We start from the raw sequence: 20,801 nt of genomic DNA on the forward strand, positions 1-20,801 counted from the left end.
GCATGGCCGCTTGTTTTGAATAAGCAGCCTTATGGGGCTTCTTTCATACAAATTTGCACAATTTGGCAAGCAATTAGCGCCACTGGCGGCAGTGGAGCGAAAGGGGGACGCGCTGCCGCCTCCCGCTATTTCTCGCTCTGGCGTATCTTCAGTGCCGAACAGGCGATCTCATGGCCAAGGCTGCACCCCTTTTCCAGCGCACGGTTCGATGCTTCGCGGTCGCGCGGGCCGCCTTCGCCCAGTTCGGCCAGCACGTTGAAGGTCATGCAGGATTTCGCATCGCCGCCGCTGCACAGGTCGGCATACATCTGCCGCGCGGCGGTGCGATCTTTTGGGCCACCTTGTCCGTCGAACGTCATCTGCGCCAGTTTGCTGCACGCGCTGACGATCCCCCCGTCGCAACTGGTGCTGTAGGCAGCGCGGGCGGCAGGCAGATCACTGCCACCCGCCAGATCCTCTATCAGCACTTCACCCAGATTATAGCAGGCGTTGGCTTCGCCGCCCTTGCAGGCAGCCGCGAACAGCGCCTTCGCACGTGACGGATCGCGATCCCCGGCAAGACCGTTGAGGAGGATCAGCCCATAATGGTCGCACGCAAAAGTGGACCCTTGCTCGCACGCAGTGCTCAGCAGCTTCGCGGCGCGGGCCGGGTCTTTCGCGACCCCTTCGCCTACCATCAGCATGTAACCCTGATTGGCGCAGGCATCGACGTTCTTGCCCGCTTCGCACACCGCTTCGAACATCGACACCGCACCGACCAGATCCTGTGGCCCGCCTTCGCCGAGTTTCATCATAACGGCGTAATTGTTGCACGAATCCGGGATGCTGGCCTCGCATCCTTTGACAAAGCTGGCGCGGGCATCTGCCAGTTCGGGAGCGCCTTTCGCGGCGTTTTCATACAGCGTCTGCCCCAGATTGTGGCACGCTCCGCTATAGCCGCCGTCGCATGCGCGGCGATAATTCCGCACCGCGCCGGGAACATCCACTGGCCCGCCCAGCCCATCTTCCAGCAAAGCGCCGAGATAATTGCAGCCCAGCATTTCCTCCAGCGCGCAAGCTTTGGCCGCGAACCGGCGCGAAGCGGTGTAGTCCTGCGCGATATCCTTGCCATGATAGAGCCGGATCGCCTGATCGAGACAGGCCCGCCCGTTGCGATCGGCCTCGCACCCGGTGGCCGGATCGGCAGCCGGGGCAGGATCGGCGGCAGGCTCCGTCGCCTGTACAGGGAGAGGAGCAAGACCGAGCGCGATCAGCGCAACCGGCGCGAGGAAACGAAGGATCGGTCCGCTCACGGCCGGTCCTCCTTCGCGGGCATCGGCGCATTCGCCCAGACGAGCGCCTTGCGGATATTGCCCATTTTCTGGCTCTGCACCGGTGGGTCGCGGCCGATTTCGAGGAACGGCGTCCATTCCTTGCCATTCATGCGATAGGATACCGTGACCGCCGCATCGTCGCCCAGCCGCGCCAGCTTCGCCTTGCCATCGGGCGGCAGGACGAATTCCGATGAGCCGAGTACGTTGCTGCCGCTGCCCGATTGCTTGGTCAGCGCAATGCGCGATCCATCGGGCAGGTTCAGCGCGACTTCGTCCACATTGCTCCGTAATTTGGCGATCCAGCCGCCCTGCCGGGTGACCAGTATCTTGCCATGCGGATCGAATGTGCCGGGGCGCGAGAGGTGGAAGAACACCACCGGCTTATCGCCCCGGTCGAGGACACGATAGACATTCAGCCCCAACGATGGACGGTTTCCGATAAAGCTGCCCATGCGCGAACGCCACGCCCCCATGTCCGCCGAAATCGGGGTGGCGGAGATGTAGGTGCCGACCGATGTGGACACCTGAACCTGCTTTTTGCCTTTCTGGAGATACAGATTGATTTCTTCTGTCAGCAGGATCGAATCGTATCCCGGCTGCATCATCTGCGACACGCCTTTCTTGCACTGCTGGTCGATGATCGCAGCGAACTCCTTCGTCAGCGCATCGTAATCCGTCCGTCGCTTGGCGATAACGGCTGCGCTTTCCGAGGCCGTGCGCGCGAACCTCCATTCGGTCGGATTGAGCGCCTGGTACACTCCGTCCACTTTGCAGGTTTTGGAATCGGTGGCGATATTCGAAGGGGCCGCAATCATCGCCAGCGCCATCACATGCGCGTCCTCAATCACCTTCCACTGCTTGGGATGGTTCGCACGGGCGAGGCACCCTTTCCATTCGGCCTTTGCCTTGTCGTACAGGCTCAGTTGATCGATCTGCTCCTTCTTCAGCACTTTGCCGAGATCGGATCGCAGCAGATCGCGGAATATACGCAGACCGCGATATTCGCCCAGCGGGAACAAGTCGCAATTCTCGTTCGCGCCGAGGGCATAGTCCGTCACCATGTACATGTTGGCAAACTGGCGGATCTGCTGCTGCATCTGTTGCTGTTGCGCGGTCGTTTGCTCCTGAGCATTCGCGCCAGCAGGCAACACCATCGCCAGCGCCGCGGCCAGAGCTACCCGTATCGCTGACCGGAATGACTCAATCATTTGTATTCGCCTCGCTATCGGGTGCCTGTATCCGGTGGGTTTCGACCGGCTTTGTTTCGTTGAAGGTGATGGAAGCCACGTTCATCAGATTGCCCGCAGGCATCTCCAGATCGATGAACGCCGTGCCGCCAGTGGCGCAGCAACCGCCGTCGCTTTCGCGCTTCACCGGAACGGCAACGAACATCTCGCGGAAATCGAAGTTCACTCCGCTCGCCAGCGAAAACCCGGCCGGCAGCATCTGCTCCGCTTCGAACAGCAGTTCGTTGACATCGAACGTGGTCCACCCCTGTTCGTGGCGGGAGAGGACGATATCGGCATTGCCCATACCCGTGCCGCCAGTGCGGCCCGGCGCGTGAAGCAGCATCAGTTCGTTGGTGTTTTCCACCAGTTGCGGCGGCGCGAACCACCCCTCTGTCTGCCGCGCGACCAGCACGTACAAATCGTTGGCAGTCACCCCTTCGAGGATCACCATCATTTCGACCCGTGGCCCGTCTTCAGGATAGAGCACCATATGCTGCCAGGTCAGCGGCGGACCTCGCTCGACAGTGATGATCCGCCCGAACGCGACCGGGTAACACCGCGCCTTCGTTTCATAGAGGCAACGGGATTCGATATCGGTCGGCAGGTCTTCGACCCGCTCCACCGCGCGGATCAGATCGGACGAGTCGCACCCGCTCTCGTATTTGCCATCGGGGCAGACGAGCACGGTTTCGACCTGATCGACATAGGCAATCTCGCCATCGCCGGTCACTTCCTGCGCCACAGCCGAATGCGCCAGACCGACCGGGGCCAGCAGCGCGGCGAGCAAGCAGGGCCTATGCCAGCCGGTCATTGGCATGTTCCCAGGTATTCCATCATCACCTCCAGCCCGTGCTCGTCGCCGTTGGCATAGTTGGCGTATCGGCGGTCGGCAGCGCTTTCGGCTTCGGCCTTGTTTTCTGCCAGATATTCTTCGTCATAGCCTTCGTCGGCGAACCGGCGCGCCTCGCGCGTCCATTTGATACGCCGCGCTTTGGCATTGCCGACCGAGAGTTCGGGGTGCAGCGCCTGCACAAAATCTGCATCCGCCGCGCTTTCGACGATATAGATCCAGCGGTCCCACATCGCCGCGCATTCGTACATTTCCGAAACCGACTGGGGCGACAGGCCGAGTTTCTTTGCGTCTTCGTACAAGGCGTTGTGGGTGGCGGCATCGCGTGCGCCCTGTTCGCTGGCACTGCCCGGCACAGCGGCCCCCAATACCGCTATCGCCGCCAATATGGCTGTTGCTGCGCGGATCATGCGCCGACCTGCCCGGCCAGCTTACAGCCATCCTGAATGCCCAGTTTGCAGCCAAGGTTGAAATAGCGCTTCGCCGCTGCCGGATCGCGGGTGCCGCCCTGTCCGTCACGCGCCATCATCGCTGCGTTCATGCAGGCCCCGGCATTGCCGGTATTGCACGCCTTGCCGAAACTGCTGCGGGCACCGGCCAGATCGGCACTGATTCCCGCGCCGCTATATTGCGCCACTCCGTATTCGAGGCAGCCGTCGGATTTACCCGCTTCGCACGACTGAGCAAACGCTCTGGCCGCCCCGGCCAGATCGACCGCGCCACCCTTGCCATCGCGTTGCAGGAGCGCCAGCGCATAGCAGCCATCGGCGGCATAGCCCGGACATGCTTTCGCCATATACTGCCGCGCCTTCGCATAGTCGGGTCCGTTGCCCACCCGGCCATAGAAATAGCTGGCGCCCAGATCGTAGCACGATGTCGCCTTTTTGGCGTTGCAGGCGGTGGTCAGCGGCGCGATTGCTCCGGCGAAATCCTGCGGCCCGCCACTGCCGTTTTTCAGCATGGAGCCATAGTGTTCACACGCCTCGGCAATCCCCTTCGCACAGCCGATCTTGTGAACACGGCGAGCGAGCGGCAGGTCTTTCGCTCCACCTTTGCCTGTGCTGGCCATCGCACCGAGGTTGGTGCAGGCAACGGCGTTGCCATCGGTGAGGCACCCTGCCTGATACTTCGCGCGGGCAGTGGCGAAATCGCCTGAGTTGTAGGCTTTCTGCCCTTCCATCGCATTGCCGGTGCCGCCTGCTTCGACCATTCGCACAGGCTGTGTATCCTGCCTGGTCGATGCAGAAGCCTGCTGCTGTGGCTTGTCCGCTTCGGAACAGGGCCTGCCTGCCTTGTGCACCTGTTCGTAGTTCAAGGCCCAGTCGATCTCTTCATCGCTGATCCGACGTTTATCGGGGCGATTGGAATTGAGATTGCCGAAGATATCGTCGTAACGCGCCTTGCACGCCTTTTCCGCCGGTGAATTCGGATTGACCTGAGCGCTGGCCGGGCCGGCGATCAGCGCCGCCATCAATAAGGCCAGTGCCGCAATCGGATTGCTTTTCTTCATCGCCTCACCCCGTCTCAGGTTATATTACTGGCAGGTCGGATGGCTGCTGGGGAGCCGCCTGCTGCCGGTGCAGTTGTAGGATCGGTATCGGTTGCGGATCTGCTTCACGATCTCCGCGCTGCTCGGCCCAGTGACCGGTTGGAACGAACTGCCACCAGATGATGGCCGGTATCCCGACCCGCGCGATCCGCCCGCAGCCTGCCAGCGGCGCGTGCTGGCGCCGGGCATGTTGGTGCAGTTCCAGATACCGCAATCGTTACCGCGACCGCGCTTGCGCTGGGCCATTTCCGACGCAACGATCCCGGCGATCGCGCCAGAGGGAAACCAGTATTCCAGCACGTAGAGATGATCTTCGAAAATGCGCGACATCGCCCCTGCGCGCGCTGCCGCCATCACAGCGGTTTCGGCCTGCGATTTCGAATGCGTGCGATAGAGCGCGTAATACAGCGCCCCATCGTAATCGCGGCGCTGCATGAAAGCATCGAACACCGCAGTTCGTTGCGCCTGTGCATCGAGCGCAGCCTGCTTCTTCGCTTGCTGCTCTGCCTCGATCTTGTGCCGCCGATCCTGCAACTGTTTCCCGAAATTGCAGATTTCCGCGCTTGCCGGATCGGCGGGTCGGCAAGCGTTGAGCGCGATCTGTTCCGCAGGCAGGTAATCGTCGAACGTGTAATAGATATGCGCCAGATCGATGCACGACTGCCGGTTGCCGCTGTCGCAGTTTATCCGGCGATAGCGCAGAGCCTTTGCCGGATCGAATTGCGGCGATGCGCCGTCTGCGAACACCGCCTCGGCCACTTCGCACCCGTCGCGATCCTGCTCCGCACAGGCACGCTGAGCGAAATTGGCGGCGCTGGGCAGATCGCGTTCGACATCCCCTTCGCCAGCGAAGAAGATCAACGCCAGACGCCCGCAGGCCGGTGCCTGACTGGCGGCGCAGGCCTGTTGCAGAAACCGCAGGCTTAAAAACGCATCGTATGCCGGGCTGGCGGTGTCGGACAGCGCCATGCCCGCTTCGCCGCAAGCCGCTCTGTCACCCGCATCGCAGCGCGCAATCGCGGCCTTCACCGCGCCCCCCGGTTGCGCGTGCGCGGGCGACAGAGCGGAGAGCCACGCTGCCGCCGCAATCGCCATGGTGGCAATGGCGGGGATGGCGGCAAGCGCAACTGAGGCCAAACGCATCACCGGCATTTGGTGATCCACATCCCCGGAAAGCCAGGTTCGGCCGGGCGATAACTCTTCTCGCAGTGCTGCCCGAGAGAGCCCACCGGGCGCGCATTCGCCTGTCGCGCTTTCTCCGCCCGGTCGGCGGCTGCACGTTCGGCCCAGCGACGCCCTTCGTCCACCGATTGCCGTTTGGCCCGCATGCGGCGGGTATATTCCGCATCTATGATCCGCGATGCGGGCGGGTTGTATTGCCAGTAATGCTTATAGGCGATGGCATAGATCGCTTCATCGCTGAAACTACGCACCCCTTTCGCGCCGATCTGCGCGATAATTTCGCCCAGATAATCGCCATCCGCGTTCGGTTTGAACAGGTCTTTGCCATAGGGATAGTGATAGACGAGGTAATCCGCGACGGCCGCGTAATCGCCCGTCTGCGCGACATGCGCGCGCAGCGATGCCGCGGACAGCGTGCCCAGCGAATTCAACTGCATCGGCGCGCTTGCTTGCTGTGGGGCTTGCTGTGGAGCCTGTGCGCTGGCCTGCCGGGTGGCGGCATTCCGGGTACCCGGCTTGTAGGTACCGGCCTTGCGCGCGGCGAGTTCCTGATAGAGGTCGGAACAATCGCGCGCGGTACCCAGCACATAGGCTTCCAGCCCGGCCTGCCCCTTCTCCTTGCGGATCTGCTTCCATATCCGCCGCACTTCGGCGTCGGCGCGTTCCTGCACTTCTTCGCTGCCACCGGTCTCCTTCACGAAGTGATCGTTGGCGAACTTGCTGGTGATGGGCAGCTTAATGCCTTTCGTTTCAGACACGTGCAGCGCTACACCGCATTCGAACAGGTATTCCGCCCCGTCGCTTTCCTGTGCCGCCGACACAACAGGCGCGGCGGAGATCAGCGCAACCGCGGCAGCGGCCACGATTGCCCGTCGCGGCGCATTGGCGGGGCGGATCATCACAGCCCCTCCAGTTCCTTGTCGCAGGCTTTCGCGCGCTGCATCATGTGCGACAGAGCCTCGTCAGCGCCCATCACTCTGGAACGCTTGCGATATTTCGCCTTGGCTTTGTCGACATAGGATTTCGCGTCGAACTTATTCCGCTCCGCGAACATCTGCATCACCTGCGCCCACTGTTCGGCGGAGTGATTGAGCCGCGCACCGTTCGATTCCGCGACATGCACCACATAGACGCATTCGCCGGCCGCTCTCATCACAGCTTCGTTGCTGGTCTTGGCCTGCGCCTGACCTGCAACCAGCACAGCGGCAACCATTGCCGCACCACCAATCAATGTCCGTATTGTCATGAGCCCATCCCTTTCGTGATGGCTCACTCTTACTCAGCGGCCCGGCCCCGGCGCAGACACGATTGCCGTTAGGATTATGACATTTGTTGTTAAGTGTCTGTTTCTGCACCCGGTAAAGGGCCACAACCGAATTCCTAACGAGATTTGTCACGGGCCGCAGCCAGCGATCGTTGCTAGGTAAGAGTTGCGACCCGAAGGGCATTTGCCCTGACACCTTGCGGGCCCCGCTCCTGTTGCGGGGCCCGCCTTTTCGGTTTGTTCGTCCCGTCGCAATCCACTGCGCGCGCTTGCGGGGGGATCGATCCATCGGCAAAGTGGGTGCGGGGAATATGTGACGCGGTTTGGGGGCTACGATATTGGCATGAAAGTCCTTTACATCGAAGACGATGCCCGCGCCGCAACCGAGGTGCGCGAACTCGCCTGGCAACAGGGCGATACCATCGTAGTCGAAAACAACGGCACCGACGGACTGAAGCGCGCCGGGCTGGAACCGTTCGACGTGATTATCATGGACCGGATGCTGGGCGATGCCGACGGGCTGGAACTGATCCAGCGGCTGCGCGGCAGCGGAGTCAGTACGCCGATCCTGATGCTGAGCGCATTGGGCCGCACCAGCGACCGGGCCGAAGGGCTGGAGGCGGGGGCCGACGATTACCTCGCCAAACCGTTCGAAGCGCTCGAACTGCTCGCCCGTATCCGCGCACTGCATCGCAGGGCATCGGGCCGCGAACACAGCGCGGTGATCCTGTTCGGCGCGTTCGAATGCCATGTGAAGGCACGCACCGCGTTCCGCGACAACCGGCACTTGCCGCTCAGCCCGCGCGAATTCGAACTGTTCCGCTATTTCATGGAAAATGCCGGGGAAGTCGTAACCCGCGAGATGCTGCTGCGCGATGTGTGGAACATGTCGTTCGACCCGCAGACCAATGTCGTGGACGTGAATATCGGCCGTTTGCGCCGCAAGCTGGAGGAAGGCTTCGGTAGCCCTGCGCTGGAAACGGTGTGGGGCGCGGGATACCGCCTGTTGCAGGGGCGCACATCATAATCGCTCGCCGCTCCATCTTCACGCATATCGTTTTCCTGTCGGCCATCCTGTCGGCGGTGCTCCTGCTCGGGCTGTGGTGGGTGACAGACCAGACGATCCGCGAAACGCTGGCCGCATCCACACGCAACAATGTGGACGTGGACCTTGCGGGTCTGGTCGATATTCACGCCAGCGGCGGACAGGCGGAGCTGGAACGGCGGATTGCCGACCGTCTGGCCGTGGTGCCGGTGGATGGCAGCCGCCCGCACTATCTGCTGGCCGATGCAAAGGGCCGCGCGATCGCAGGCGACATCCAGTCGTGGCCGACGCTCGACCCCACGATATCCGAAAGCGGGACTATCCCTATCGGAGACCGCACGCGGGCCTATGCCCGCGCCACACTGATCGCGCCGGGCCTGCGCCTGCTGGTCGCGCACGAGCCGCTGGACGAAGGGCCATTGCTGGCACGGGTAGCGACAGTGTTCCTGCTGGGCGGAGCGATTTTCGTCGCCTGTATCGCGCTGTTCGCACAAGCGGCGAGCGGACGCGTCCGCCAGCGCGTATCGCAAGTCAGCAGCGCATTCAGAGCGAGCGACGATGACGCGCTAAAGCGGCTGACAATGCCGGACCGCCCCGACGAAATAGACCGCATCGCCAGTCAGGCCGCCGACGCGATCAAACGGGCACGCCAGCTATCCGAAGCGAACCGCGAAACCTCCGAACAGATCGCTCACGAAATCCGCACCCCGCTGATGCATCTCGACACGCGATTGGTGAAGGCGCTCGAACAGCAGGGCAGCGCCCCGACAACGGCCGCGCATCTGACGGAGGCGCGGGGCGAAATCCGCCGTCTGGTCGGCACGCTGGAAGCTCTGCTCGATATTGCATCGAGCAAGGCGCACACTGGCGATACTCAGGGGATGAAACCGGTCGATCTCAGCGCGATGGTCAGCGGCATTTGCGAACTTTATGCCGACAGCGCGGAAGAGGCAGGGTACGATTTTCAATGGCAAATCGCATCCGGTGTGAGCATGATGGGGGACGAAGCGCAGCTGGGCCGGATCATGACCAATCTTCTCGACAATGCCTTCAAATATAACCGCGAAAGCGGATCGATCCGCGTGGAGTTGTCCAGCGGACCGGTCCTGACGGTCAGCGACGATGGCCCCGGCATCCCCGATGCCGACCGCGAGCGGGTGTTCGACCGGTTCTATCGCGGCAAAGCGGCCAGCGGGGATCAATCGGGCAGCGGTTTGGGCCTTGCGCTGGCCCGCGCCATCGCAGTGCGCCACGGATTGCACATCCACCTGGCGGCAGGTGAAGGCGGGGCGCGCTTCGTGGTCGAACCCACAAGCGAGGACGCGATATGACGGTGTCGCCTCGCTTGCTGGCGTACACCGCCATCGCACTGCCGCTTACGCTGGCCGGATGCGCCACTGCGCCTGCGGAGGGAAGCATACGCGCCGCCCTGCCAGCCGAGGCAGGCTCTGCGGCCTTCGCTGCGACCGATCTGGCGGCAGCGCAGGATGCCTATGACGCGGGCGACAGCGCAGCGCTTACCATTCTGCTCGACCGGCTGCGTAATCGCGGTGTCAGACCTCTCGACCCGGACGGGGAACAGACGGTCGATCGCTGGTCACAGGCCGCCACTGAAAGCGGACCGCCACTGCGGGGCCGTGCGCTTGGGCCGGGGTTCCTGCGCGGGCGACTGAAACCCGAAGAGCTGCGCGCAACCAGCCAGATTTTCCTGGCCGGCAAGCCCACCGAAATTTCCGTAGCGGGTGGCAAAGGCCAGCCGCTGCGCCTGCGACTGCTGGATGCAAAGGCGAACGTGGTGTGCGAACGCGACCCTGCTTACGGGCGGTCCTGTCGCTTTACGCCAATCTTCACACAACGTTATTCGATAGAGATCGCCAATCGGGGGGCCAATGAAACATCGTATTACCTTGTGTTCGACTAGAACAGTTATCGCCGCGACTCTGCTGGCCTTTGCGTTTCCGGCACACAGCGCACAGCCTGCGGAAGACGATTTGTTTCTCGGCACTGTCGCCCGCTACGAAGCCGCTGTCGCCAGCCTGAAGGAAAGCGGCGGCGATCTGGCACCGCAGCAAATCGGAGCTATCGCTTCGCGCGCGATTATCGCTGCTTACTTTTCCGAACGATACGATGCCGCTGCCGATCTGTATTCGCGATATCGCGATAAACCGCTCGATACACTGGCGGTGGTGACCGGGCTGGGTGCGATCTTGCAAGCCAGCAGCGATGCCGATGCGAAGGCCGCTGCCCGCAAACGTCTGGCGGCATACGCCACGCAACCGGTGCCAGACGCTCCGCTCGCCCCCGCTGTGTCGCAGGCGGCACTGGGCGCGGATGCCATGTTGCGCGACGATCTGCCCGGCGCGGTCGCGTTCTTCCGCAAGGCGATGGAACTGGCGCAGCGCGATCTGCCTGCAGACGATCCGGCGCAAGTCATGTTCGCCAACGCCTATGGCCGCCACCTGCAATATGCCGACCGCACAGCAGGCCGCACCGCTGTCGAACGGACCGAACGGCTTGCGCTCGATATCCTGCCCGAAGGCCACCCGCTGTGGATCAACGTGTGGTACGATATGGCCGCTCGCTCGCAAGCGGCAGGGCGGTTTAGCGAAGCGGCGGCGATCTATGCGCGGATCACCGATCTCGCGGCCCGCGAATGGGGGCAGGATGACAGGCGGCTCTATCCCATCCTGCAATACCGCGCGGTCGCGCTGTCCGGGCTGGGCGAACGGCAGACCGCGCTCGACATTGCCCGGCTCGCGATCACTGTCGAAGGCAGCCAACCGATGGGGGATCGTGCGATGCACCGCGAACTGATCGGAGGGCTGTTGCTGGGCGAGGGGCAGATCGAAGAAGCCACTGCCTCTTATCGCGAAGGACTGGCTCTGCTCGATGGGACGGACCCGGACGATCTGCGCTGGGCCTTCATCCAGTCGCGTCTTGCCCGCACGCTCAGCGTACTGGGGCAGGATGCCGAAGCGCTCGAAATGGCGAAAAAGGCCGAAGCGGGGTTCGCTGCCAAATTGCCCGCCACGCACCCGGCGCGGATCACGACGGATGCGATGATAGCCAAGGCATTCGCCCGGTCAGGCGATCCGGCCCACGCCTATGACATGCTGGAAAAAATCGTCGCGACAAATGAAAGCAAGATGCTGGATGCCTATGCCCGGTCGCAGGACGTGCGAAGCGTGGCGGCAGCGAACAACACACTGTTTCGCGATTTCGCATGGGTCGCGCTGAAGAACGCGCGGATGGAACAGGCCTGGCGCGCCGCGCAGCTCGCAACATTGGGCGAACTGGCGATGTCCTCCGCCAAGCTCGGCTACCCCGGTGATGCGGAAGGGTTTCGCAAGGCGTTGGAAGGGGTGCAGGCCGCCCGTACGGCAGAGGCAGACACGCGCCAGAAACTGGCCGACGGGAAAGCCAGTGCCAATGCACTGGCCGCAGCCATCGACCACCGCGAAACGGCCGAGCGCCAGCTCGACAGCGATTTCCCGCGTCATGCGGAAATCCTGCGCCCCACTCCGCTAACGCTGGCGGAAACGCAAGCCGGGTTGAGCGACACAGAAGCTGTCGTCATCCCGCTGGTAGTGGAAGATCGCAACGTCACGCTCGTTGTCACCAGCAATGCAGTGATCTGGCAGGAAAGCACCTCGCCATATAACAGCACAACGGCACTGATCAGGCAGCTGCGGGCCTCACTGGAAGAAGCCAGCGTGGCCGATGGCGATGCCGACCGGTTCGACAGCGCCGCCGCGCACGAGATCTATCGCCGTTTCTTCGGCCCAGCACTTGCCCCTGCGCTGACAGGCATAACCAAGCTGATTTTCCCCGCAGGCGGGCCGCTGGCGCAGATTCCACCCTCGGTTCTGGTGAGCGAAACGCCGGTCGCAGGCAAAACACCCCGGTTCCTGATCCGCGATTATGCAATTGCCGTGCGCCCGTCGCTACGCCCGCTGGCTCCGCCCAAAAAGACGCCAGCTCATGCGTTTGCCGGGATCGGTGCGCCTGCGCTGTCTGCAAAGAATGGCGATGCACGGTCGCTGAGAGGGATGGATATCGACATCAAGGCCCTGCGCGCATTGCCGTCGCTGCCCGGATCGCTGGCGGAGCTGACAGCGATGCGTAATGCCTTTGCCCGGGATGACGCGCTGTTGCTGACCGGTGAGCAAGCGACCGAAGCCGGCGTGCGTGCAGCGCCGCTGGGCGATTACCGGGTACTGGCGTTTTCGACCCACGGCCTTGTCGGTGGGCAGATCCGCGATCTGGCCGAGCCGGCACTGGTGCTGACTCCGCCCGATGCGCCGACTTCTGCCGAAGATGGCTTGCTGACCGCATCGGAAATCGCCGCGATGGATCTTGCCGCCGACTGGGTTATCCTGTCCGCTTGCAACACCGCCGCAGGGGATGGCCGTGGCGGTGCGACGTATGGCGGGCTGGCACGCGCGTTTCAGGTGGCCGGGGCGCATTCGCTGCTGCTGTCGCACTGGCCGGTGCGCGACGATGCCGCGGCCTTCCTGTCGGTCGAAACCCTGCGCCGCGCCGAAACCGGTGCCGACCGGGCGCAGGCGTTGCGAGAGGCGCAATTGCAGATGATCACCGATCATGCGGGAATACCGGGAGAGGTCAACCCCGGCGTGTGGGGCCCGTTCGTATTGATAGAGGGGTGAAAGGCCGGACAGCTAGGCACCTGTACCCCTTCGCCCGATGGCGGCCAGCCACCATGCCACCGCCAGCAACGGCAGAATGCCGCCGGAAAGCAGCGCCGTGCTGAATTCGCGGCTGCAGAAGAAATACATGTTCATCGACAGCGCGATAGTCAGCACCAGCCGCAGATCGGCCCAAGCGATGCGCGATGTCGCTACGGTCGCAAACGACGCGGTGCCACCCGCCATCAGAGCAAACAGTGCAATCCCCGGCCACCCGAGCCCGGCATAACCCGACCCGATAAAGCCGACCTGATACGTCGTATCGGCCCCGAAATACCTGCGCGGAATGAAGCTGGTGACGTTAAAGAATTTCTCCCCCAGCAATTCGGCCAGCAGGCCATAATTGCGGATACCCAGAAATGCGGTGCGGGCCGGGAATTCGCTGAACCACAGCCGCAATGCATCGGCCTGAGCGAAGGCCCCGCGATAAAACACCAGCTTCACCAGATCGCCGCGCGCCAGCAATCCATCGGCCAGGGCTGCGCGGTATTGCACCAGATAGAGCACGAATATCAGCCCCATCGCCGCCGCCGCCACCAATGCGGCAACAGCTTTCTCTTTCGATGTCAGTGACAGTCTGCCGCAGGAGTATGCAAACAGTGCCATCCCCACAGCGAACAGCGTGTAGATCAACGGAAATTTGTTCAACTGGATCATCGTGAAAACGAAAATCGCCACTGCCATGATCGCCGCTGCAATTCGCAGTGAGCGATATCGCATCGCGACGACGACATTGAGCATCAGCAGCACGATCGACAGCGTTTGCCGGGTGTAGTTCATCAGCAGCTCTATCGGAGCGCCGCTGAACAGCTTGCGCCTCAAGGCGGTGTAGCTGTGGGGCGACGTGCCGCGCAGATAGTCGAAAATGCCCGCAAGGCGCGGTGGCCCGACCAGCTCCACCGCATAAAACGCCAGGCAAACCATAGCGCTGATGCCGATCAGCCCGAGGGCCGCTGAACGGTTACGAAGGAGCAGCGGCGCGCCTTCGCCTCTGACGGCTATCGCTGGCGCTATCGCTTGCGGGTAAGCGGCTCGCACAGCCAGCATTGCAAACGCTATGCAGTAATTGGCGAGCGCGACAGCGAGCACATATTGCAGCTCTACCGCATCGCTCACATCGGCACTCAGATCGCGCAAGCTGCGAATCAGGGTGTGCGGACCATATTGCAGCAGATAAATCGCCACCAGAAACGTCGCAGGAGAGATCGTGGGGAAGCGCGCATACCTCAGCGCCAGCAGCAGTACGGCATAGCTGACCAGCGCAGCCGCATATCCGACCATTTCCATCATGCGCGCCATTCCGTCAGAAGCGAGCGGTAGAGCCGCCAATAGCCAATCCCCATCGCCGCCAGCGCCATCGCAGTGCCCACCGCCGCGCCCATTGCGCCATAGGTGGAGATCAGAGCGAAGCCGACCGCCAGGTTGATCGCCGCTCCCACCGCCACGATCCGGGCAATCCGGCGATTATGGCCCAGCGTCACGAACATCGGCATCAGAGCATTGAAAGGGGCAGTAAACAGCTTACCCACAGCCAGCACCGCCAGAACACCGGCCGCCTGCCGATATTCGGGGCCGAACACACCGGCCAGCAATGGGCCGGGACACACGATCAGCGGCAGAGCGATCGCCAGCGACAGCCCGGCGGACGCACGCAGCACCACCCGCGCGAGCTGGCGATGCTGAGCCGGATTGCCTTCCCCCACCCGCAACAGGCGCGGCCCGGCGATCAGCCCCACGATTTCTGGCACGATCTGAAGAAAGAAAGTAATGCGAATGGCGACACTGAAATCCGCCACCTGATCGATAGTCGACAGCGGCGCGAGCAGCAGGACATCGACCCGGTTGATCGCCTGTGCCAGCCCTTGCGATACCAGAGAGGGCAATGCCATCGGCATGATAACCCGCCTCACCCGCCGGTGAGGCAGAGGCGAAAAGCCAGCAGGCACCGGGGCAACGATACGTCCTAAATCGCGGTGCGCCCATAACGCTGCCAGCAGGTTGGCCCCCAGCAACGCCACGCCGAACGCAAATGACGTCGATATCGGTGCGATCAGCAATATCGCGATGGTCAGCCCACTTACGGTGGCCGTATCATGCACGACCGCCCGCAACCGCTGTGCCCTGCTCAAAAACGCCGTTCGCGCGATCCGGCGATAGATCATGCTGGCCGAACATACCGCCGCGATACATAGCAAAGCGATACTCTGGCCCCACGTCCGCTCCGCCCGTTCGAACACCAGCCCTGCCGCGATCAGCGCCGCGACCGGCAGCGACACCAGTACGGCCAGCGTTGCATACTGGCGCATCTTCCACAGTGCCCCCGAACGGCGGAAACGCGGCAGCACATAAGCGGCAAAACCATCCAGCCCCAGCGAACCAACCGACTGCGCGAACGCGATCAGCCCGACCAGATAGAATGCCGATCCGGCCTCCCCCTTGCTCAGCAAACGGGCCAGCAGCACAGCGATTGCAAGCTGCATCGCCTTTGATGCAGCATATGCAGCCAGCAGCGGAGCGCCTCCGGCAAGGCGCGCCTTCATCGCCCCACGGCTTCGTCGAAAAAGTCGGCCAGCAAGCGGGCGTTGCGTTCAAAAGCAGGGGTCACGCGGTCATGATGCAAGTCCGCACGACGCGCCAGACGCTCGCCCGCCTGTGCTGCTTCGTCCAGCCGGATGATCTGCCCGTTCAGGCCCGCCTGTTCGAACACACCGGCAATCTTGCGCTCGCCCGGCCCGACAAATGCATATGGCGTGGCGCCCGCCGTTGCGGCCAGCAGCAACGAATGGAGCCGATTGGAAACAATCGCCCCGGCATTTGCATAGACCCCCATCGCATCGTCAAATCCGGGCCGCCCGCCAGCCAGATTGATCATTCGCAGATCGAGCTCGGCAGCCAATCTGCGATGCAGGTTGGCATCTTGCGCGACCTGACAATACAGCTTTGGCTCCAGCCCGGCTTCGCGCATCTGCAGCGCCAGCGAACGCACTGCGATCCGCAGGCTGTCGAACGGGATGGAGTTCACTTTCCGCATGGCGATCAGCCCGTCGCGCCCGCCGTTGGCCGATGTACAGGGAAGCGCAAATGCGAGATCGGGCACAATTGGTACCTCGATACCCTGCCGCGCGAAAGCAGCCAGAGAAACCGGATCGCGCACCGTGATCGGCTGGCCTCGCTCCAACAGGCGCGCGAACAAGCGCGCATCGGCCGGTGCAGGATCGGCCATCGAAGCCCCGACCTGCAGCGTAGTGCTCCGCTGCGGCGCGATGCGCGACAGTGCCGCCAAGGCTCCGCGTCGAATCCATCCACGCCCGCTGCCGATATCGCCAGGCGACAGGGTCAACGCTATGCCATTGCGGCACAGCGCACCCACGCCGGCGTAAAGACCTGCCAGTGTGGAGGCATAACGAATGTCACACGCCCCCAGACGCGAAGCGAGCACATCGAATTCAGCGAGATATCCCTGTGGTACGCCATCGGTCAGGCACACCAGAGGCGCGCGGGCAGAAATGCATGCCGCAAGAACGGCGTTGATCGTCAGATCGCCGAGGTTGTCGAACTGCGTCCGCAGCGACATCAGATGCAGAGGGCGTGTCACTGTGCGCTCAATCAACCAGCCCGATATCGGCAAACCGCCTGCGGACCGGTCGCGCCGGATTGCCGACGCAGATCGTATATGGCGGCAGATCCCTGACCACCACCGCCCCGGCCCCGACAATGCAGCCATCCCCGATAGCGACCGGGCCGACAATGATCGCACCGAAACCGATCAGCACATCGCTGCCGATACGGACCGCGCTGTCATCGCGACGTGGCTGAGTGTACACTGTGCGGCCTGGGTCGTCGAACGGATGATCGTTGCCAACAATCGCCACGTTGCTCGAAACCAGAACGTGATCGCCGATTTCGAGATCGGTTTCGCAGGTGAAGTTCTTGCCAAACGATACGTAGCTGCCGATGCGGCAGTGGTGCGGGGCGCGTATGTCGGCATTGCGCGCGATGGCCACGTGTTCGCCGCAGACCAGATCGCCCGCCATCGTGCGCCGGACCCATGCCAGTCGCAGGCGATGCAGCCCGATCCGCAAACTGCTGAGCGGCCACGGTCGGGGCCTGAACGGAGCGCCTCTGTCCACTGGCACCTGAAAGGGTGGCGATGCCATCGATGACAGGTTCATGCGCTGCCTCCGCACGTTTCGATCACGCAGCGTTCGATTGCGGCGGCCTGCGTTTCGGGGTTCCATCTTTCATGAACGGACTGCCGCGCAGCCACGCGCACCGCCGCTCGCGCAGGGGCGTTATCGAGCCAGTCGGCAATCGCCCGCGCCAGATCGTGCGCCGCGCCATAATGGAAGAAGGCACCGGTACGGCCCGGCTCAATTGCCTCCACCTCAGGCATCTGGCGGTCGAAATCATCGTGGGTGATCACCGGAGTGCCATACATCAGAGCATGGATGGCAGAGAGGCCGATCTTGCCCGGCGCCACAACGATATCGGCGTGATAGATCGCCGGGCCGATTATCTCTTCATCGTAGCAGGCGCCGTAGAACCGAACCGCCAGATCGCGCCGCGCCGCGTCGGCTTCCAGCACGGCGCGTTCCGGCCCGTCGCCCAGCAACGCAATATTGACCGGTCGCCCCCGCAACGCCAACCGATCCGCTGCATCGAGCAACAGATCCAGCCGCACCTGCCGCGTCAGCCGCCCGGTATAGACCAGTAGCGGGCGTTTGGGTTCGTCGAACGACGCCCGCGGGCTGGCGGAGGGCAGCGTACCGGCTTCGATCTCCGACACCACACGGTCCGCCTCAGTCAAATCGAGACTGTTGTAGATCACGCGAACGCGCGACGGGTCGAACCCGCCCTTGATCCCCAAATTGCGGGACCGCCGGGAATAGACCATCACGCAATGGGCCAATGCGTGGAAGGCATTGCGGCCCCGTCGCCGGATCGCCGATTCACGCCGCAACCAGCCATGCGACCAGAACAGCACCCGCTTGCCCGTCAGGCGGGCCAGCGCCGCGCCCAGCCATGTCGCGATAAAGTGCTGATCCGCCAGATAGATTATCGCCGCATACCGGCGCGAAAGCGCAACGCGAAAGGCCGCGAATTGCCACATGAACGGGCCAAACATCCAAAATGGCGCATCGACAAAGCGGTGCACACTGGCCGGATCGACCGGCTCGATCCCCTGATAGGGGGCATTCCGACCATAGAAATCGTATTCGATGCCCGCACATCGATCCATCGCCTGCATCACGGCGCGCCGATAATGGGGCCATACGTGATAAACCACAGCCACGCGCAAGCGGCGAGAGCCGGTCATTTCCCGATCAACATCGGCGGGGCGCTATGCCTTCCGTGGCCCGCCGCCCGAACAAGGCTCCGGAACACGGACGGGCCAATGGCGCATCCGACAGCATGCAATACGCGACCTGCCTGCGCTCCCGGTAAACGCACATAGCGCTCGGTTGCGGCAAGGATCGCTCTGCCCCGCCCTGCCCGACATCCCGAAAAATGACCGGCAGTGCGAAGCAAAGTGTTGAAGCGCAACGGCAATCGCGCGCCTCTAATGGAACGCAAAAAGTCGACAATCGGAAAACTGTAATAATATTTTCCGTTTAATTTTTTACCGTTCATAAATAAAACCTGCAATATATAGGTTTTATATTGAAGACTTTGACCATAATTCGCAAGTTTTACTGTACACCACGCATATCGCGTGCCGACAGCAATATTATCCCGTCAATCCGCGCGGCAGATATCCCGGCACCAATGAAACCGACTGAAACAGCGCCGGTTGCGATGCCGGATTGGCCGCGCTGTCATGGAACAGAGTGACTCTTATCGCAGTCGCATCGGCAGGCACCATCAGGCCACTGATACACCACGGCACCCAGCAATCCGCCTGATTGAGCGCATAGTTGCGGGAGGTCGCGATAGCCGTTCCACCCTGCGGTGCAGCGGCCCGTATCTGAATGCGCGCCACCGATCCGGGCACCCCTGCGGGACGATAAACCCACGCGAGCAGGCTGACCGGCCTGCCCCGCATCCGCGCATAGTCGTTCACATCCTGATAGATCGCACAGCCGCCTTCGGTCCCCAGTACTGATGCCGCGTATCCATTGCGCGGCGAACGCCGGATGACCTCTTCCCGCTTCACGGACACTGGACCCTGAGACAACCACCCATCGGGCAAGCCGAGCGGATCATCCCAACTGGCGAAGTCCCCGTTGGATAAAAGGCTCAGCGCCGGGTCCAAAACGGGGGACAACAGTGAATCCGGTCCTGCACATGGCCGCGGGTATGCATCGCCCCATGCCGCGTGCAACGCAGGGACAAATCCATGCTCAATCCCGGTATCGCTTGGATGAATCGAATCGTAGAGTTTTAGTCGCGTATCGGGCCGATCCTGCGATCGATTGACGGTATAGGTTCCAGCACCACCCCTTCCGCTGCCCAGACCGGTCACGCATGTATTGGGATCGGTACCACCAATACGGTCACCCACCGCAATGCCCTGCTCCGGCTGCGCCAACCATTCGGACACAGTCAGCGTTTTGCCGGCGATAACGCCACGCGCCACCCCTTTCTCTGAATACCAGTCGAGCGGTTTGCCCGCCGCTATCCACGGTGAATACCCATCGATCAACGTAACATCGCGCAGTTGCTCAAGGCGCTTCCACGCGCCGAATGCAGTCGCCATCGCATCGTTCGATCCTTGCGGATTCTGGATCAGAGCGGCAATCGGCACGCCGGGGTGAGCAAGCCGGAAATACTCGATCGCCGCCAGCAATTCGCCCGCCACCATTTCGATAGTCGTGCCGACGACATGGTTATGCCCATGGCATAGCATCAGGACATCGGGCGTATCCCACGCCAATTCGCTGCTGCCTGCCCACAATTGGCCCATCGCATAATGCAACGGCGCACCCGGCACGGCAAAATTGCGGATCGTCACGGTCGGCCCGGTGCCGCGCGCTTCGGTAACCGGAGGGGAGAACGCGCCGTCCCCATTCCATGTGGCAATCTCTATGCTCGGGTTCGAATGGTGGGTTGCGATCAGATCGGCGACCCGGAATATCCATTCGCGCGGGTTCTGCCCGCTGTTGGAAAGGCTGTCCGCCCAGTTATAAATCGATACGTCACGACCTTCGTTGAGCAGCCATTTGATATGGCCGAACGCATTCGCATGGCCGCCGATCGCGGCGTTCACGGTGGGAAAAGCGGAATAAAGCAATGCCGTTCCCCTTCTCAGTCGAGCAATGTAAAAACGGCGCGTTCCGCACCATCAAGGGCGCTGATCGCCACAACGGCGAACGGCAGAAGCGTCACCCCGGCCGTTATCGGCAAGGCCACGGTGCCCCCATTGGCGAGTTCGATCATTACCTGCACGGGGCCAGTGGCAGCAATCATTAGCGCACGTCCCGGATCGAGCGCGGTATCCGGTATCGCCGCGCGCGCATGGGAATAACTCACTTCCCCGATCGGCAGAGGATTTTCGTCGTCAACAGGCCTTGCGGAGCCCGCTTTCGCGAATGCAATTGCTGTTTGCGTCACATAGCGTGCGGGGCTGGCGATGGAGGGGATCATGGTTCATTCTCCTGCAAGCGGGTTCGCGACGGCGCGAATCGGCGGGCAGCGACCTAGGTCGGGCCGGCGGCTGTAGGAA

The 20,801-nt window shown here is 62.5% G+C and carries 19 protein-coding genes; 4 read left to right on the forward strand and 15 right to left on the reverse strand.

Annotated features, from left to right (window positions below; genetic code table 11):
* Positions 1-125: 125 nt before the first annotated feature.
* Genes CV013_RS02410 through CV013_RS02445 form a run of 8 tightly spaced genes read right to left on the reverse strand, consistent with a single transcriptional unit; the run spans position 126 to position 7,369 of the window.
* Entirely contained in the window at positions 126-1,292 is a 1,167-nt protein-coding gene (locus tag CV013_RS02410; RefSeq protein ID WP_102153679.1) for a tetratricopeptide repeat protein, read from the reverse strand.
* The gene (locus CV013_RS15490) at positions 1,289-2,521 is read right to left on the reverse strand and encodes a hypothetical protein (RefSeq protein WP_102153680.1); all 1,233 of its coding nucleotides are present in this window, start codon (positions 2,519-2,521) and stop codon (positions 1,289-1,291) included. The genes CV013_RS02410 and CV013_RS15490 overlap by 4 nt, the downstream gene beginning before the upstream one ends.
* Positions 2,514-3,353, reverse strand: a complete 840-nt coding sequence (locus CV013_RS02420; RefSeq protein WP_102153681.1) for a hypothetical protein — start codon at positions 3,351-3,353, stop codon at positions 2,514-2,516. The genes CV013_RS15490 and CV013_RS02420 overlap by 8 nt, the downstream gene beginning before the upstream one ends.
* Positions 3,350-3,802: a hypothetical protein gene (locus tag CV013_RS02425; protein WP_102153682.1), complete on the reverse strand. Its 453-nt coding sequence runs from the start codon at positions 3,800-3,802 to the stop codon at positions 3,350-3,352. Before CV013_RS02425 ends, CV013_RS02420 begins: the two co-directional genes overlap by 4 nt.
* Positions 3,799-4,902: a tetratricopeptide repeat protein gene (locus CV013_RS02430; RefSeq protein WP_223805338.1), complete on the reverse strand. Its 1,104-nt coding sequence runs from the start codon at positions 4,900-4,902 to the stop codon at positions 3,799-3,801. Before CV013_RS02430 ends, CV013_RS02425 begins: the two co-directional genes overlap by 4 nt.
* Positions 4,903-4,926: 24 nt before the next feature.
* Entirely contained in the window at positions 4,927-6,084 is a 1,158-nt protein-coding gene (locus CV013_RS02435; protein ID WP_232806553.1) for a tetratricopeptide repeat protein, read from the reverse strand.
* On the reverse strand, positions 6,084-7,022 hold the full coding sequence (locus CV013_RS02440) for a hypothetical protein (RefSeq protein ID WP_102153683.1): 939 nt from the start codon (positions 7,020-7,022) through the stop codon (positions 6,084-6,086). The genes CV013_RS02435 and CV013_RS02440 overlap by 1 nt, the downstream gene beginning before the upstream one ends.
* Positions 7,022-7,369, reverse strand: a complete 348-nt coding sequence (locus CV013_RS02445) for a hypothetical protein (protein ID WP_102153684.1) — start codon at positions 7,367-7,369, stop codon at positions 7,022-7,024. The genes CV013_RS02440 and CV013_RS02445 overlap by 1 nt, the downstream gene beginning before the upstream one ends.
* Before the next feature lie 361 nt (positions 7,370-7,730).
* Here CV013_RS02445 and CV013_RS02450 point away from each other — a divergent pair, with 361 nt between their 5' ends.
* The 4 genes from CV013_RS02450 to CV013_RS02465 are packed head-to-tail and all read left to right on the forward strand — an operon-like array spanning position 7,731 to position 13,099.
* Positions 7,731-8,414: a response regulator transcription factor gene (locus CV013_RS02450; protein ID WP_102153725.1), complete on the forward strand. Its 684-nt coding sequence runs from the start codon at positions 7,731-7,733 to the stop codon at positions 8,412-8,414.
* Positions 8,372-9,763 (forward strand): sensor histidine kinase, encoded by a 1,392-nt coding sequence (locus CV013_RS02455; RefSeq protein WP_223805336.1) that lies wholly within the window; start codon positions 8,372-8,374, stop codon positions 9,761-9,763. The genes CV013_RS02450 and CV013_RS02455 overlap by 43 nt, the downstream gene beginning before the upstream one ends.
* Positions 9,760-10,353: a hypothetical protein gene (locus CV013_RS02460; protein WP_102153685.1), complete on the forward strand. Its 594-nt coding sequence runs from the start codon at positions 9,760-9,762 to the stop codon at positions 10,351-10,353. The genes CV013_RS02455 and CV013_RS02460 overlap by 4 nt, the downstream gene beginning before the upstream one ends.
* Positions 10,322-13,099 carry a CHAT domain-containing protein gene (locus CV013_RS02465; protein WP_102153686.1) on the forward strand — a complete coding sequence of 926 codons (2,778 nt, stop codon included), beginning with the start codon at positions 10,322-10,324 and terminating at the stop codon, positions 13,097-13,099. Before CV013_RS02460 ends, CV013_RS02465 begins: the two co-directional genes overlap by 32 nt.
* A 12-nt stretch (positions 13,100-13,111) precedes the next feature.
* Here CV013_RS02465 and CV013_RS02470 read toward each other — a convergent pair whose 3' ends face one another.
* The 7 genes from CV013_RS02470 to CV013_RS02500 form a co-directional block, all read right to left on the reverse strand.
* A complete protein-coding gene (locus CV013_RS02470; protein ID WP_102153687.1) occupies positions 13,112-14,437 on the reverse strand; it encodes a hypothetical protein in 1,326 nt (441 codons plus the stop codon).
* Positions 14,425-15,678: a lipopolysaccharide biosynthesis protein gene (locus CV013_RS02475; RefSeq protein ID WP_102153688.1), complete on the reverse strand. Its 1,254-nt coding sequence runs from the start codon at positions 15,676-15,678 to the stop codon at positions 14,425-14,427. Before CV013_RS02475 ends, CV013_RS02470 begins: the two co-directional genes overlap by 13 nt.
* Positions 15,675-16,733: a polysaccharide pyruvyl transferase family protein gene (locus tag CV013_RS02480; protein ID WP_157935726.1), complete on the reverse strand. Its 1,059-nt coding sequence runs from the start codon at positions 16,731-16,733 to the stop codon at positions 15,675-15,677. Before CV013_RS02480 ends, CV013_RS02475 begins: the two co-directional genes overlap by 4 nt.
* 7 nt (positions 16,734-16,740) lie before the next feature.
* Positions 16,741-17,310, reverse strand: coding sequence for an acyltransferase (locus CV013_RS02485; protein ID WP_198591819.1), 570 nt, complete (start codon positions 17,308-17,310; stop codon positions 16,741-16,743).
* Complete coding sequence (locus CV013_RS02490) at positions 17,307-18,455, reverse strand: glycosyltransferase (RefSeq protein WP_102153690.1); 1,149 nt, start codon at positions 18,453-18,455, stop codon at positions 17,307-17,309. Before CV013_RS02490 ends, CV013_RS02485 begins: the two co-directional genes overlap by 4 nt.
* 411 nt (positions 18,456-18,866) lie before the next feature.
* A complete protein-coding gene (locus CV013_RS02495; protein WP_102153691.1) occupies positions 18,867-20,369 on the reverse strand; it encodes a hypothetical protein in 1,503 nt (500 codons plus the stop codon).
* Between the two features lie 14 nt (positions 20,370-20,383).
* A complete protein-coding gene (locus CV013_RS02500) occupies positions 20,384-20,722 on the reverse strand; it encodes a hypothetical protein (protein ID WP_102153692.1) in 339 nt (112 codons plus the stop codon).
* Positions 20,723-20,801: the final 79 nt, after the last annotated feature.

This window comes from Tsuneonella flava (genome assembly GCF_002870965.1).
Taxonomy (GTDB): Bacteria; Pseudomonadota; Alphaproteobacteria; order Sphingomonadales; family Sphingomonadaceae; genus Tsuneonella; species Tsuneonella flava.

Excerpts from the sequence above, each read along its gene's own strand:
- CV013_RS15490 (WP_102153680.1), bottom strand. The coding sequence starts at position 2,521 with ATGATTGAGTCATTCCGGTCAGCGATACGGGTAGCTCTGGCCGCGGCG.
- CV013_RS02420 (WP_102153681.1), bottom strand. The coding sequence starts at position 3,353 with ATGACCGGCTGGCATAGGCCCTGCTTGCTCGCCGCGCTGCTGGCCCCG.
- CV013_RS02425 (WP_102153682.1), bottom strand. The coding sequence starts at position 3,802 with ATGATCCGCGCAGCAACAGCCATATTGGCGGCGATAGCGGTATTGGGG.
- CV013_RS02430 (WP_223805338.1), bottom strand. The coding sequence starts at position 4,902 with ATGAAGAAAAGCAATCCGATTGCGGCACTGGCCTTATTGATGGCGGCG.
- CV013_RS02435 (WP_232806553.1), bottom strand. The coding sequence starts at position 6,084 with ATGCGTTTGGCCTCAGTTGCGCTTGCCGCCATCCCCGCCATTGCCACC.
- CV013_RS02440 (WP_102153683.1), bottom strand. The coding sequence starts at position 7,022 with ATGATCCGCCCCGCCAATGCGCCGCGACGGGCAATCGTGGCCGCTGCC.
- CV013_RS02445 (WP_102153684.1), bottom strand. The coding sequence starts at position 7,369 with ATGACAATACGGACATTGATTGGTGGTGCGGCAATGGTTGCCGCTGTG.
- CV013_RS02450 (WP_102153725.1), top strand. The coding sequence starts at position 7,731 with ATGAAAGTCCTTTACATCGAAGACGATGCCCGCGCCGCAACCGAGGTG.
- CV013_RS02460 (WP_102153685.1), top strand. The coding sequence starts at position 9,760 with ATGACGGTGTCGCCTCGCTTGCTGGCGTACACCGCCATCGCACTGCCG.
- CV013_RS02465 (WP_102153686.1), top strand. The coding sequence starts at position 10,322 with ATGAAACATCGTATTACCTTGTGTTCGACTAGAACAGTTATCGCCGCG.
- CV013_RS02470 (WP_102153687.1), bottom strand. The coding sequence starts at position 14,437 with ATGGCGCGCATGATGGAAATGGTCGGATATGCGGCTGCGCTGGTCAGC.
- CV013_RS02475 (WP_102153688.1), bottom strand. The coding sequence starts at position 15,678 with ATGAAGGCGCGCCTTGCCGGAGGCGCTCCGCTGCTGGCTGCATATGCT.
- CV013_RS02485 (WP_198591819.1), bottom strand. The coding sequence starts at position 17,310 with ATGAACCTGTCATCGATGGCATCGCCACCCTTTCAGGTGCCAGTGGAC.
- CV013_RS02490 (WP_102153690.1), bottom strand. The coding sequence starts at position 18,455 with ATGACCGGCTCTCGCCGCTTGCGCGTGGCTGTGGTTTATCACGTATGG.
- CV013_RS02500 (WP_102153692.1), bottom strand. The coding sequence starts at position 20,722 with ATGATCCCCTCCATCGCCAGCCCCGCACGCTATGTGACGCAAACAGCA.